Below are 13,518 nucleotides of genomic sequence, written 5' to 3'. Positions count from 1 at the left end.
CAGCATAAAGCCGATGCGTGGGCATCGGCTTTATGGTTGTTATCACACTTCACTGCGGAGCGAACATCGAGCATGACGCTCGCAGGTGAAGATTAGTGGTCGTGAGCTTGCCCCGCGCCTTTCGGGAAGCGGATTGACTCCACCATTTCTTGCACTTCGGTTGGAACTTCTGCGGTAAATTTATTCACCACAATCGATACCACGAAGTTCAAACACATACCTAACGTACCAATGCCTTCAGGGCTGATACCAAACAACCAGTTATCTGGCGTGCTGGCTGCCGGGTTAATGAATTTGAAGTAGATGATGTAGGCTGCAGTAAAGATAATCCCTGCGACCATGCCCGCGATCGCGCCTTCTTTATTCATCTTCTTGTAGAAGATGCCCAAAATAATGGCCGGGAAGAAGGAGGCGGCTGCCAAGCCGAAGGCAAACGCTACCACCTGAGCCACAAAACCCGGTGGGTTAATGCCTAGGTAACCAGCACCCACAATCGCAATGATGGCGGCTAAGCGTGCGGCTAACAGCTCTTGTTTATCGGTCATGTTTGGTTTGAAGCCTTTCTTCAATAAGTCGTGAGAAATTGACGTCGAGATAACCAGTAAAAGACCTGCGGCTGTCGAAAGCGCAGCCGCTAAACCCCCAGCGGCGAGTAAGCCAACCACCCAGTTTGGCAGTTTTGCCAATTCAGGAGACGCCAATACGATGATGTCACGGTTAATGTTCATCTCGTTGCGCTCATCGCCAGAGTAGAACATACGACCGTCGTTGTTCTTATCTTTCCAGCTTACAAGGCCAGTATTCTCCCAGTTCTTAAACCAAGTAGGCGCGTCTGTTGCGGGTACGCCTTGCATGTCTGGGCCATTAATGGTCTCAATCATGTTCACACGAGCAAAAGCAGCAACACCTGGCGCTGTGGTATATAGCAAAGAGATGAACAGCAATGCCCAACCTGCTGAGATACGCGCATCACGCACTTTAGGCACAGTGAAGAAGCGAATAATGACGTGAGGAAGACCAGCAGTACCCACCATCAAGGCTGCGCAGATAAAGAACACGTCAACCTTGCTCTTGTTGCCTTCGGTATAGGCGGTGAAGCCGAGCTCTTGAGTTAAGCCATCGAGTTTATCGAGTAGGTAAACATCGGTACCGGTAATGGTTGAGCCCATACCAATTTGTGGCAGAGGGTTACCTGTCATCATGATCGAGGTGAAAATGGCGGGAACAAGGAAGGCGAAAATGAGCACGCAGAACTGTGCAACTTGCGTATAAGTGATGCCTTTCATGCCACCGAGTACCGCATAGAAAAACACGATCCCCATACCGATGACGATACCAACGTTAATATCCACTTCGAGGAAGCGAGAGAATACCACGCCGACGCCGCGCATTTGCCCCGCAACATAAGTAAACGAGATAAAGATGGCGCAAAATACCGCCACCATACGCGCGGTCTTTGAGTAGTATCGCTCACCGATAAAATCTGGCACGGTGAACTGGCCAAATTTACGCAAGTAAGGTGCAAGGCAAAGTGCCAATAACACATAGCCGCCTGTCCAGCCCATCAAGTACACGGTACCATCATAGCCAATGAACGAGATGATACCCGCCATTGAGATAAATGAAGCGGCTGACATCCAGTCCGCTGCGGTTGCCATGCCGTTGGCAACAGGGTGAACACCACCGCCAGCAACATAGAATTCACTGGTCGATCCTGCACGGGCCCAAATGGCAATGCCGATATAGAGTGCAAACGTAATACCGACCAGAATAAACGTCCAAGTTTGAATATCCATTTCGTAAACCTCTTAGTCTTCCTGCACGTTGTATTTCTTGTCGAGCGCATTCATGCGCACAACGTAAATAAAGATCAAGGCGACAAAGGTATAGATGGACCCTTGTTGTGCGAACCAGAACCCTAGTTTGAACCCGCCTAAATGAATCGTATTAAGTGCGTCGACGAAAAGAACGCCTGCACCATATGATACCAAGAACCACACTGCCAGCAGTGAGCCCATAATTCCCAAGTTTTCCTTCCAGTAGGCTTGAGCATGTTCGGTTGATTGGAACGCCATGACCTTCTCCTTCGGTTTGCATATCGTAGTGTTAATTTAATGTTACGAAATTAAGATAGCAGTGAAAGGGTGGTGGGTCTGTGCAACTTTAGTCGGGAGGTTGTTTTTTCCAATTCATTGTAACTAAATGAAATGCCTCAATTTAGAAGGTCTTTCTTATGTTGAATAAATGTTAAATTAGCCAAAAGTATAAGATCATAAGCTCTTGATTGGAAAATCGCTCATGGCGAGTTAACGATTTTTTATGTGGTTGGTTATTCATGCCGCGATAAAAACGATCAATGTTTACATAAAGTTGTCTTAAAAACGGATTAAACTAAGGCACAATGGAACGCGAATTTATGTTGGTTACTCAATCAATAATAATTAAATCAATAAGGAAGGAATATGGATGCAATCGCTATCAATGGTTTTTTTCTCGTAGGTGCTTTGCTGATTGCATTAAGTGTGTTGTTAAGTCCAGTCTCTTCTAAGTTAGGAATTCCTATTCTGCTCGTTTTTTTATTGGTGGGTATGTTGGCTGGGGAGGATGGCCCCGGTGGCATCTTATTTGATAATTATCCGATTGCTTATTTAGTCAGTAACTTAGCGCTCGCTATCATTTTATTGGATGGCGGCATGCGTACCCGCGTTGCCAGTTTTCGGATTGCCTTTTGGCCGTCAGTCTCATTAGCGACGATTGGGGTAGCAATTACCACTATGCTAACGGGGTTAATGGCTGCATGGCTGTTTAATTTGGAGTTGCTACAAGGCCTATTGGTTGGTGCGATTGTCGGCTCAACCGATGCGGCGGCGGTTTTTTCTCTGCTGAAAGGACGAAGCTTGAATGAGCGCGTCGGTTCAACGTTAGAGATTGAATCGGGCACTAACGATCCAATGGCGGTGTTTTTAACCGTGACATTAATTGCGGTACTGGGTAGCCAAGGCGATGATCTCAGCGCAGGATTCTTGCTGCTGAGTTTTATCCAGCAATTTGGCCTCGGGGCTTTATTTGGATTAGCCGGAGGTTGGCTGCTCTGGAAGCTGATTAATAGCAATCAACTTCCAGAAGGGCTCTACTCCATTTTGGCCATCAGTGGCGGTTTGATTATCTTTGCGCTGTCCAATTCACTCGGCGGCAGTGGTATTTTATCCATCTACTTGACGGGTTTATTGCTGGGCAATAAACCGACTCGTTGCCGCTATTCCATTTTGAACGTACTGGATGGGATGACGTGGCTTAGCCAAATTGGCATGTTCTTGGTGCTTGGGTTATTGGTCACACCTTCTGAATTGCTGACCATTGCGGTGCCGGGCTTTGCGCTCGCCTTTGGTATGATTTTGTTTGCGCGCCCCATTTCTGTATGGATTGGTTTATTGCCATTCAAAGCATTTACTGCGCGTGAAAAGTGGTTTATCTCTTGGGTTGGACTGCGCGGCGCTGTACCCATTATTTTAGCGGTTTTCCCAATGATGGCCGGTTTGCCGAATGCGCAGCTCTATTTCAACTTAGCCTTCTTCGTGGTGATGGTGTCGCTAGTGGTACAAGGGGGAACCTTGATGAAAGCGGCCGCTTTGGCTCGCGTTGAACTACCGCCCAAACCTGAGCCAATTTCACGTACCGGTGTTGAGATATACCCGTGCAGCGAATGGGAAATGTTGGTCTATAAACTCAAGCAAGATAAATGGTGTATTGGTGAGCCATTACGCAACCTCTCTATGCCTGAAGGAACACGTATTACCGCCGTGTTTCGTGATGAACAACTGCTTCACCCATCGGGCAGCACCAAGTTGCAAGAGGGCGATGTCTTGTGCGTGTTAGCACAGGAGAAAGATCTCGAATCACTGAGCAACCTATTCAGTGAAGCGCCAGAAAAAGCCTCGTTAGAGCGCTTCTTTGGTGATTTCTTTTTGGATGTGGATGCAAAACTCGTTGATGTCGCAGCCTATTATGGTTTGACGATTGAGCACCTCAATCAAGAGATGACGCTCAACGATTTGCTGATCCAAGAGCTCGGAGCCACACAAGTACTGGGTGACCATTTTGAATGGCAAGGTCTGTATCTGGTCGTAGCGGACGTGGCCGATTGGCAAGCAACCAAAGTCGGTTTGCGATTACCTTTAGAAGAGACGTTAGATGAAGCGAGCGAGTAGCCGACTACTCGCCCAACTCATTGAGTAAAATTACTGCTTGAGTGCGGTTTTTAACCCCAAGTTTACGGAAAATAGCCGTCATGTGCGCTTTGATGGTCGCCTCAGAAACATTAAGCTCATAGGCGATTTGTTTGTTGAGTAGCCCATCAGAGAGCATGCCTAATACTTTGTATTGTTGCGGGGTTAAGGCGGCAATTTTCTTGGTTAAATCATTGCATGCGGCGTGATTGGCAATTAACCCTTCAGGGAAAAATGGGTCACCGGCTAGGACTTGATTGAGCGCCGAGATCAGCGCGCGCATGTCACTCGATTTAGGAATAAAACCAAAGGCACCGTGGCTTTTTACTTGCGCCACCACCGAAGGTTCTTCACTGGCTGAAATCACCACAATCGGTAAATCAGGGTATTCGGCTCGCAAGTGAATGAGCCCTGACATCCCATTTGCGCCTGGCATTTTGAGATCCAACAATAGCAAATCCACATCGCTCTGTTTGGTTAATAAGGTTAACAGAGCATCTAGCGAATCCGCTTCCAATAAATTGGCACCGCTTATCGCCATATGCACTGATTGAAATAGCGCATTGCGAAACAGAGGGTGGTCGTCAGCAATGATGATGGTGTAGGTCGAATCCATGACGTTTTACACTTTTAGCAATGTCGTTAAATCGATTATTGACCGCGATCTCTCGCTGAACAATCTTTATACGCTAAAAGTCTGAACTGTATCCACTTTTTGTCTGATACTTAGTAGTGACTGAGCCTGATCTGAGAGTGGTGCATGCCAAGCGGTTCGAGAAGAAGTGATGGCGTTCACGCGCCATTATTGCCGACTGTTGCAATGGCTTGCTTAAACAGGCGGCAATAACGGGTAAACCTTAAAGCTGGTGGGCGATGAGGTGCGCTAAAAAGCGATCGGCTGGCATAAAACCGCTGATACGTGCGTTTGAAACGCGTTCACCTTGCGCATTCCAAAACTCAATCGTCGGTAACCCTAGCACGTTCATCGCCTTGAGTAGCTCAATATCTTGTGGCTGATTTTTGGTGACGTCCGCTTGCAATAGCACAAAGTTTTGCAGTTTCTGCGCGACCTCTTGCTGATGGAAAGTGTACTTTTCAAACTCTTTACACGCCACGCACCAGTCGGCGTAGAAATCGAGCATGACGGGTTTACCTGCTAATTTGGCTTGGCTCAACTGCAAGTTGAGCTCGGCAATATTATTCACCCGAATGAACTCGATATGGCTACGGCTTGCTAGGTTGGTTTGTTCTGGCTTAAACCACACATCCAACGCAGGTTGCGCTGAAGCAAACAGACCCAATACCGCAATAATGCCAACCATGCTCTGTTTCCAGCCACCAAACGGCAAGCTGTTTTTACAATGATAGAGCCAACCAAACGCGACGATCCCAAGCGCGGACCAGAGCGCCGTTGACCACACTGGTGGCAATAAGCGTTCTAGTAAGAAGATCGGCGCAGCCAGTAAAATAAAGCCAAATAGTGTTTTTACTCTCTCCATCCAGCCACCGGCTTTGGGGAGTAGTTTGTTACCAAATACGGCGACCAAAATCAGCGGAATCCCCATGCCCATAGCTAAGGCATACAGTGCAATCGCCCCTGTGAATAGGTCGCCACTTTGCGCGACATACAGCAGCGCGCCAGAGAGAGGCGCGGTGGTGCACGGTGAGCAAACCAAACCGGAAATCGCGCCCATAGCAAACACGCCAAGACTGTTCCCGCCTTGCTGCTTATTACTCAGGCTGCTTAGCCACGTCTGCACTTTGCTTGGCAGTTGTAAGGTATAAACGCCAAACATCGACAGGGCGAGTAGCACAAATAGGGTACTGAGGCCAATCAGTACATAAGGGTGCTGCATCGCGGCTTGAAATTGTAACCCAGCCGAAGCGACGACTAGGCCAAGTACGGTATAAGTGAGCGCCATACCTTGCACGTAAATAAACGATAAAATCAACGCGCGCCGTGGTGAAAGTTGACCACGACCAAGCACGATACTGGTGAGGATCGGGTACATCGGGAGTACGCAAGGGGTAAAGGCGAGGCCAACGCCAAGTGCTAAAAAGAGCAGCGGTGTCCACCAAGAATCGGCGAGGCGGCTTGCTAGCCCGTCTTGTTCAGCCACGGGCGCTTTTGGTGAAGCTGTTTCGATTTTCGCCATATTGGCCGCCGTGTTGTTGTCAGAGCGAGTATCGCTTGCCACAGCTTGAAGGTCGATAATTCGCGTTTCTGGTGGATAGCAAAAGCCCGCTTTTGCACACCCTTGGTACTGGATAATTAATTTGGCGTTCGCTGCTGCACTGAGGAGCGGTATGTCGACAAACAGTGGCTCAGTATAAATCTTCACATCACCAAAAAATTCATCGTGATATGGCTGACCATCGAGCATCTCGATTTCACCAAGCTGCGCATTTTCGGCGCTGATACTGATCCGATCTTGGTAGAGGTAATAGCCCTGCTTGACCTGCCAATCTAAGAATACCTGTCTACCTTGCTGCTCGGCATGAAAAGGAAACGCTTGGTCAACTGGGACAAATTGATTGTCGGCTGAGGCCAAACCGAGGTTGTTACCACTATTGAATGGATTGTCATTGCCGAAGACCGCCAACGCAGGTTGGGAAAGTGTCAGCAGAGCTAGCAGTACAAAGGAAAAGAGTAGGCGCATACAAAAATCGAGTCTTCATTAGGTGAGTGTCATCTTAACCCAATCAGACCGCTTTTCGGCGCAATAAGTTTCACAGTGATGGAAAAATCGTCGCTGATGAGGCAGTGAAGCGAGAAAAGCCAAGTGAGGTTGTGGAGCTCACTTGGCTGGGCGATGGGGGTTAAGCGACACCTAGGCGAGTTTTCACCACCGCTTCACACGCTTCAATATTATTGATGTCTTTGGGAATAATAAGCACAGTGTCATTACCACCGACCGTTCCTAAAATCTCAGTGTGGGGATCAATATCAACCAATCGCGCGACCAATTGAGCACTTCCAGGATGAGTTTTCACCACCACAGTGGATTGATTGTGAGTGATAAACTCAATTTGTGAGGCGATAGATGACTCAACACGCACTGGCGCGGTTTCGACCGTAATGCAGTACACTTTTTTCCCGCACGCATTTTGCACTTTCACCACACCAAGTTGGGAAAGCAAGCGTGACACAGTGGATTGGCTAATGCCTTCGTAGCCGAGCTCTATTAGCCTGAGTCGTAGCTCATTTTGGTTAGCAAAACTTTGTTGTTGTAGGATTTTTTTACAAGCGGAAGCTAACGTTTTGTCATCGGTTTGCATTGCGCCGTGGGGGATTTTTCTGTTCACGGGCGGTTCCTTTTATACACGCTACTGCGTCTGGGGTATCGGTGATCCTTACCATGCCAGCACACTCCCAAAGCCATAGAGTGTGAGTTCACGTTATGTTTAACGCCAATGGCGCAACGGTTGAGCATTGCTCTTTTCCCCTCTATAAGTGGTGGGGGATTATTATTGATGCCTGTAGCTTAACATTAATCAATGTGTCGCTTTTTGCGGGGGATCACCAAATAATAAACTAGATTACCGATTGATTTTTGGCGTTTTATGTTGATTTGATGGAATAATATGCACGGAAATATGCAAGATTCGTAAGTTGGTCCAGCGCCGAGTTAGGACGCTGGAGGCTGGCAGGGCTGTAAACGCGATGGATGCGCGCTTAGTGCTGTTTTAGCAACGTTCAGTCATGATTTCGCGCGAGAATACTTTCTCACAATAGTGGCATTTGAGATGCACATTCTCTTGTTTGAGCTGCACTTTAAAGCGGCTCTCGACAGGCTCGCCATGAGAGATGCAGTTGCTGTTTGGGCAACGAAATACGCTGTCAATTCGCTCTGGCAAAGTGAGGGTCAGTTTGTTGACCACTTTATACTCTTCAATTTGATTGACGGTGGCTTTCGGGGCATACAGTGCTAATTGGTTCGCTTGCTCTTTGGTGAGATAAAGGTTTTCTATTTTAATCAGATCTTTATTACCTAACGCAGAAGAGGGTAGGTTTAGGCCAATCGTCACACGTTGATTGGTTTCATTTAACTTAAACAAAGAGAGAATTTTGATCCCAAGGTTGGCAGGGATATGGTCAATCACGCTACCGTTACGAATCGCTTCAACTTGCAATTGGGTCTCTTTTACCATGATGTTATCTCCTACTTATAAGGTTGGGTTAAGAACAAGGGCTAATAAAGCTTCACGCGCATAAACGCCGTTTTCGGCTTGTTGGAAATAGTAGGCGTAAGGTGTTTTATCGACATCGGTGGTGATTTCATCGACCCGAGGCAGTGGGTGCAGCACTTTTAAATTGTGGCGAGCTTCTTTTAATGTTTCTGCGGTTAAGATGTAAGCCGATTTCATGTGTGCGTATTCGGATGCATCAAAGCGCTCTTTTTGTACGCGCGTCATGTACAGCACATCCAGTTCAGGCACGACCTCTTCAATGCTAGCGTGCAAACTAAACGCAATGCCAGCCTCTGAGAGCTCTTCGCAAATGTAATCTGGCATCGCCAGCACTTCTGGGGCGATAAAAAAGAAACGTACATTGTTGAATTTCGATAAGGCTTGGGTGAGCGAATGGACGGTGCGGCCATATTTTAAGTCGCCGACGAACGCGACGTTAAGGTTATCGAGCCTGCCTTGCGTTTCATAAATGGAAAACAGATCGAGCAAGGTTTGGGTTGGATGTTGGTTAGCACCATCGCCACCGTTGACTACGGGAACGCCGTTGGAAAACTCAGAGGCTAAACGTGCAGCGCCTTCTTGTGGGTGGCGCATGACAAATGCATCGACATAAGAGGAAATAACTTGCACCGAGTCAGCTAAGGTTTCCCCTTTCTTGGCAAGTGACGTATTGCCGCCATTATCAAAACCAATCACTGTGCCGCCTAGGCGCTGCACTGCCGTTTCAAACGACAAACGGGTACGTGTAGAAGGTTCAAAGAAGCAGCTTGCCACCACTTTATTTTTGAGAAGTTCAGGGTTTGGTTCCGCTTTAAGCCTTGTTGCAGTTTCAACAATCAGCTCCAGTTCCGCGCGGCTCAGTTCTGGAATGGAAATGATGTGCTTGTTAAATAACGAATGCGCCATAACGTGTCTTCCCTCTGTATGGTTCGCTTTGGCTACTAGCCTTTGCGAAATTTTGCTTAAAAAAAAGCCCCCTAAAATAGGAGGCTTCAATAACGTTCAGAACAGAAAAACAAAACAGCTAACTCGACCGGCGCCGGGTGTAATGGATGGCGTTGATGGGGAGTGCTGCGGTTCATTTTCTGCTCCGTTTAGACAAATTGCGAAGGATTATACGGACAAAAAACACGCTGGCAATACTCTTTGAAAAATATCCAGAAAATGGATTTTTATGCGAAATTAGCTTGATTTCGATGTTATTTACTACGCGTTTACAGCTAAAGCATAAGTGCGATTTGTGAGTGTTATTGACTGAAAAAAAATGCGAGCTTTATTCAAGCTCGCATCGATTCAACATCAAAGAGATGAAGTAGACGATTCATCGCCTACATTCATTATCTACTATTCGTTACCTAAGTTAGCTGCCCTAAGTTAGTTACCTAAGGTGGCCACCATCACGGCTTTGATGGTGTGCATGCGGTTTTCAGCTTCATCGAACACGATGGAATGCTCAGATTCAATCACTTCATCGGTCACTTCAACGCCTTTGGCAAGCACTGGGTAGTTTTTCGCAAGCTCTTTGCCAACGGTGGTATCTTCGCCGTGGAAAGCAGGCAAGCAGTGCATGAATTTCACATGTGGGTTACCAGTGGCTTTTAGCATTGCCATGTTCACTTGGTAAGGCAGCATCAATTCAATGCGCTCTGCCCATGCTTCTTTCGCTTCACCCATCGATACCCAAACATCGGTGTAAAGGAAATCACAGCCTTGAACGCCTTCTTGAACATCATCTGTGAGTGTAATTTTCGCGCCTGTTTGCTTTGCAATAGTGCGACATTCCGCGACTAATTCTTCTGTTGGCCAGAACGCTTTGGGTGCAACAAGGCGAATGTCCATCCCCATTTTCGCAGCGCCCACCATCAAGGAGTTACCCATGTTGTTGCGTGCATCACCGAGGTAGGCAAATTTCATTTCATGGAGGCGTTTGCCACGGCCATGTTCGATCATGGTAAGGAAATCAGCCAGAATTTGTGTTGGGTGGAATTCGTCAGTTAAGCCGTTCCATACTGGTACGCCAGCGTAGGCACCAAGCTCTTCAACGATCTCTTGACCAAAGCCGCGATATTCGATGCCGTCATACATGCGGCCTAAGACGCGCGCAGTATCTTTCATCGATTCTTTGTGGCCAATTTGTGAACCTGATGGGCCTAAGTAGGAGACTTGAGCACCTTGGTCAAACGCCGCTACTTCGAATGCACAGCGAGTGCGAGTTGAGGTTTTTTCAAAGATAAGTGCAATGTTTTTGCCTTTGAGACGAGGCTGCTCATAACCGTTGTATTTGGCTTTTTTCAGCTCAAGTGATAGATCCAATAGGTGCTGGATTTCGCGTGGAGTGAAATCAAGAAGTTTTAGAAAGTTACGATTGCGTAAGTTAAAAGCCATGATCTTTTCCTCATTTGCAACGCTTGCTTCTGATGAAAGGGTGGAAGAAAGCGTTAATATTTGTTTAAAGTTAAAAACAGTTGTTTAAAGTTAAAAACAGATTCGGTTTATAAAATAGATTTTAAAAACAATGTTTTAGTCACGCGTAATATTGGTACCTGCTGTGCCTTCTAAGATGCGTAGGCCATCTTCTAACGCACCGATCCCAACGACTTTCCCGCCTTGTTGAATGAATTCGCACGAGGCTTCAATTTTGGGCCCCATAGAACCGGCATCAAATTGATAGTTGGCAAGCTCGCTTGGCGTTGTGCTGCGCAGCGCATGTTGGGTTGGTTTACCCCAATCAAGGTAAACGGCGTCAGCATCGGTCAAAATCAGCAGCGCGTCGGCGTTCAATTGTTTGGCAAGAAAGGCAGCCGACATGTCTTTGTCGATCACTGCTTCTACACCGACTAATTTGCCGTTTTCACGTTTGACTGGAATACCGCCACCACCAGTGCAAATCACTAAATGACCGGCACTGATAAGCTGGGAAATCGCATCATGTTCGACGATACCTATCGGTTGAGGGCTCGGAACCACACGGCGGAAGTATTGGCCGTCGGGTTTGACTGTCCAGTGGTATTTCTCAGCCAATTCACGCGCTTCTGCTTCTTGATAAACTGGGCCAATCGGTTTGGTTGGGTTGGCAAATGCAGGGTCTTTCGGGTCGACCATCATTTGGGTCAACATGCACGAAATATTGCGTTCAGGCAGCATGTTTTTGAACTCTTGCATCAACATGTAGCCAATCATCCCTTGAGTTTCACTGCCCAATACGTCGAGTGGGTATGGCGCTACTTTTTTGTATTCGAGACCTTGTAGTGCCAGCAGGCCAACTTGAGGGCCATTGCCATGCACCAGCACCACGTTATAGTGTTTGGCTATTTCGGAAATGGTTTTGACTGCAATTTCAATGTTGCGACGTTGAACATCTGCTTCTAATGGCTGACCACGACGAAGTAGCGCGTTTCCACCTAATGCAACAACAACGGTTTGTTTGCTCATAATTCTATCTCTTCTAAGGTGGGTTGAGGCGTGCAGAGGAAATTTGCCTCAACCCATTTGATTAACCTAAGGGCTAGATACCGTCACGCTCAATTGGGCAGCTCATGCAGCGTGCACCGCCACGGCCACGACCCAATTCGTCACCAGGAATAGACAGAACAGTGATGCCTGCTTTGTCGTATTTTTCATTGGTATAAGTGTTGCCTTCATAGCCAATCACTACGCCAGGTTTGACGGTTAGGACATTGTTTGCATCGTTCCACTGTTCACGTTCTGCGTTGAAGTTGTCACCGCCCGTTGTGATTAGGTTGAGCTTGTCAACGCCAAGCGCTTTTTCGATGGCGGTCACGAAATAACCTTCTTCTTTCACGTTCACGGCACCAGACTCATCGCCTGTGAGGCTCCAGCATTTCACATCTTTGCGTACCACTTCTGGGTAAACAGAGAAGGTGTCTTCACGCATGTGTGTCATGACGGTATCTAAGTGCATGCAAGAGCGGTGTTTTGGTAGTTCCATCGCAATGATTTGCTTCGCTTGGCCATGTTTAAATAGGCCCGCAGCTAAGTGTTCAACACCTTGCGCTGTGGTGCGCTCAGACATACCAATCAGTACTGCACCTTTGCCAATCACAAGAACGTCGCCACCTTCAATGGTTGAATTATCGTAATTAATGCTCTCGTCATCACCGAAGTATTTAATGAAGTCTTGGCCCGCAAAGCTTGGATGCCAGCGGTAAATCGCACGCACATGGTTGGTTTCACGTTGACGTGCAGGTTTTGCCATCGGGTTGATTGACACGCCACCGTATACCCAGCAAGACGTATCGCGAGTAAAGAGATGGTTTGGTAGTGGTTCAATGATGAAATCGGTTGGTGCATGCAAGCCTTGCATCATTGAAGAGGATTTCATTGGCATTTCAGCGTAAGACAAACCACCTGTCAGGATTTTTGCCAATTCAAGGTTTGGCAGATCGCTGAGGTAGCAGCGCACGTCATTCGCAAATGTTTTGCCAAGGCGGTAATCCGATACTTGTTGAGTAAGCAGCCACTCTTTTGCGACGGGAACCGCTAGCGTGTCGGCTAATAGATCGGTCAGCAGTAAAACTTCAACACCTTGGTCACGTAGCGTTTGTGTGAACGCATCATGCTCTTTCCCCGCACGCTCTACGGCCAATACATCATCAAACAAAAGGTCGTGACAGTTGGATGGTGTTAGGTGAGTGAGTGAGCGTCTTGGGCGGTGAACAAGAACTCGACGTAATTGACCAATTTCAGAACCAACATATAACTTACTCATAATAGTATCTCTCTTAATTTATATGCATTTATGCCGTTATATTTTTGACATTAAATTCAACTTGTTCTGGATAAATACATAATTATTTCTGTAGGGAATTCAGTATGAATTTATTTATTCACTTCTTTGTTCTGCAATTAATATTACCCTTGGTCTGTATATGTTCTTAGAGGTCCATCACAGAATGATTTATATTGAAATTCGGCGAAAATAATAGTTTTTTAACAATGTTTATGCAGTGTTTATATTGTGAGTGTCATATTTATTACTGCTTTTTTTATGGATGTTCATTCAATTTAAATCTCACGCAGCACTACTCTATATAGGCTCGGTATTTTGGTTGGGAATTTTATGCACCAAAAACACATCGAT

The 13,518-nt window shown here is 46.8% G+C and carries 11 protein-coding genes; 1 reads left to right on the top strand and 10 read right to left on the bottom strand.

The window, feature by feature from the left end:
• Nucleotides 1–92 precede the first annotated feature (92 nt).
• Both AACQ42_RS02325 and AACQ42_RS02320 read right to left on the bottom strand, forming a co-directional pair.
• Nucleotides 93–1,796 carry a sodium:solute symporter family protein gene (locus AACQ42_RS02325; protein WP_094166248.1) on the bottom strand — a complete coding sequence of 568 codons (1,704 nt, stop codon included), beginning with the start codon at nucleotides 1,794–1,796 and terminating at the stop codon, nucleotides 93–95.
• 12 nt (nucleotides 1,797–1,808) lie between these two features.
• Nucleotides 1,809–2,075, bottom strand: a complete 267-nt coding sequence (locus AACQ42_RS02320) for a DUF4212 domain-containing protein (RefSeq protein ID WP_013855818.1) — start codon at nucleotides 2,073–2,075, stop codon at nucleotides 1,809–1,811.
• 387 nt (nucleotides 2,076–2,462) lie between these two features.
• Here AACQ42_RS02320 and AACQ42_RS02315 point away from each other — a divergent pair, with 387 nt between their 5' ends.
• Complete coding sequence (locus AACQ42_RS02315) at nucleotides 2,463–4,208, top strand: potassium/proton antiporter (RefSeq protein ID WP_094166247.1); 1,746 nt, start codon at nucleotides 2,463–2,465, stop codon at nucleotides 4,206–4,208.
• A 4-nt stretch (nucleotides 4,209–4,212) separates the two neighbouring features.
• Here the strand turns inward: AACQ42_RS02315 and AACQ42_RS02310 are convergent, their stop codons facing one another.
• From AACQ42_RS02310 to arcA, 8 genes are all read right to left on the bottom strand, one after another.
• Nucleotides 4,213–4,842: a response regulator transcription factor gene (locus tag AACQ42_RS02310; protein ID WP_094166246.1), complete on the bottom strand. Its 630-nt coding sequence runs from the start codon at nucleotides 4,840–4,842 to the stop codon at nucleotides 4,213–4,215.
• Between the two features lie 241 nt (nucleotides 4,843–5,083).
• Nucleotides 5,084–6,886 carry a protein-disulfide reductase DsbD gene (locus AACQ42_RS02305; RefSeq protein ID WP_094166245.1) on the bottom strand — a complete coding sequence of 601 codons (1,803 nt, stop codon included), beginning with the start codon at nucleotides 6,884–6,886 and terminating at the stop codon, nucleotides 5,084–5,086.
• Nucleotides 6,887–7,046: 160 nt separating this feature from the next.
• Nucleotides 7,047–7,505, bottom strand: a complete 459-nt coding sequence (locus tag AACQ42_RS02300; protein WP_088718009.1) for an arginine repressor — start codon at nucleotides 7,503–7,505, stop codon at nucleotides 7,047–7,049.
• Between the two features lie 408 nt (nucleotides 7,506–7,913).
• The gene (pyrI, locus tag AACQ42_RS02295) at nucleotides 7,914–8,378 is read right to left on the bottom strand and encodes an aspartate carbamoyltransferase regulatory subunit (RefSeq protein WP_017042201.1); all 465 of its coding nucleotides are present in this window, start codon (nucleotides 8,376–8,378) and stop codon (nucleotides 7,914–7,916) included.
• A gap of 15 nt (nucleotides 8,379–8,393) precedes the next feature.
• Nucleotides 8,394–9,323 (bottom strand): aspartate carbamoyltransferase, encoded by a 930-nt coding sequence (gene pyrB, locus AACQ42_RS02290; RefSeq protein ID WP_017042200.1) that lies wholly within the window; start codon nucleotides 9,321–9,323, stop codon nucleotides 8,394–8,396.
• 468 nt (nucleotides 9,324–9,791) lie between these two features.
• Nucleotides 9,792–10,802, bottom strand: a complete 1,011-nt coding sequence (locus AACQ42_RS02285) for an ornithine carbamoyltransferase (RefSeq protein WP_013855826.1) — start codon at nucleotides 10,800–10,802, stop codon at nucleotides 9,792–9,794.
• Nucleotides 10,803–10,937: 135 nt separating this feature from the next.
• A complete protein-coding gene (gene arcC / locus AACQ42_RS02280; protein ID WP_013855827.1) occupies nucleotides 10,938–11,849 on the bottom strand; it encodes a carbamate kinase in 912 nt (303 codons plus the stop codon).
• Nucleotides 11,850–11,922: 73 nt separating this feature from the next.
• Nucleotides 11,923–13,146, bottom strand: a complete 1,224-nt coding sequence (gene arcA / locus AACQ42_RS02275) for an arginine deiminase (protein WP_017046788.1) — start codon at nucleotides 13,144–13,146, stop codon at nucleotides 11,923–11,925.
• Nucleotides 13,147–13,518: the final 372 nt, after the last annotated feature.

This window comes from Vibrio sp. V12_P9A6T4, assembly GCF_963874835.1.
Classification (GTDB): Bacteria; Pseudomonadota; Gammaproteobacteria; order Enterobacterales; family Vibrionaceae; genus Vibrio; species Vibrio anguillarum.
Note: the sequence above shows the minus strand (reverse complement) of the source record. Positions and strands in the feature narration are given on the sequence as shown.

What these genes read in the sequence shown, in the direction of transcription:
- pyrI (WP_017042201.1), bottom strand. Translation starts at nt 8,378, where the DNA reads ATGGTAAAAGAGACCCAATTGCAAGTTGAAGCGATTCGTAACGGTAGC.
- AACQ42_RS02320 (WP_013855818.1), bottom strand. Translation starts at nt 2,075, where the DNA reads ATGGCGTTCCAATCAACCGAACATGCTCAAGCCTACTGGAAGGAAAAC.
- AACQ42_RS02310 (WP_094166246.1), bottom strand. Translation starts at nt 4,842, where the DNA reads ATGGATTCGACCTACACCATCATCATTGCTGACGACCACCCTCTGTTT.
- AACQ42_RS02315 (WP_094166247.1), top strand. Translation starts at nt 2,463, where the DNA reads ATGGATGCAATCGCTATCAATGGTTTTTTTCTCGTAGGTGCTTTGCTG.
- arcC (WP_013855827.1), bottom strand. Translation starts at nt 11,849, where the DNA reads ATGAGCAAACAAACCGTTGTTGTTGCATTAGGTGGAAACGCGCTACTT.
- AACQ42_RS02305 (WP_094166245.1), bottom strand. Translation starts at nt 6,886, where the DNA reads ATGCGCCTACTCTTTTCCTTTGTACTGCTAGCTCTGCTGACACTTTCC.
- pyrB (WP_017042200.1), bottom strand. Translation starts at nt 9,323, where the DNA reads ATGGCGCATTCGTTATTTAACAAGCACATCATTTCCATTCCAGAACTG.
- AACQ42_RS02300 (WP_088718009.1), bottom strand. Translation starts at nt 7,505, where the DNA reads ATGCAAACCGATGACAAAACGTTAGCTTCCGCTTGTAAAAAAATCCTA.
- AACQ42_RS02325 (WP_094166248.1), bottom strand. Translation starts at nt 1,796, where the DNA reads ATGGATATTCAAACTTGGACGTTTATTCTGGTCGGTATTACGTTTGCA.
- AACQ42_RS02285 (WP_013855826.1), bottom strand. Translation starts at nt 10,802, where the DNA reads ATGGCTTTTAACTTACGCAATCGTAACTTTCTAAAACTTCTTGATTTC.
- arcA (WP_017046788.1), bottom strand. Translation starts at nt 13,146, where the DNA reads ATGAGTAAGTTATATGTTGGTTCTGAAATTGGTCAATTACGTCGAGTT.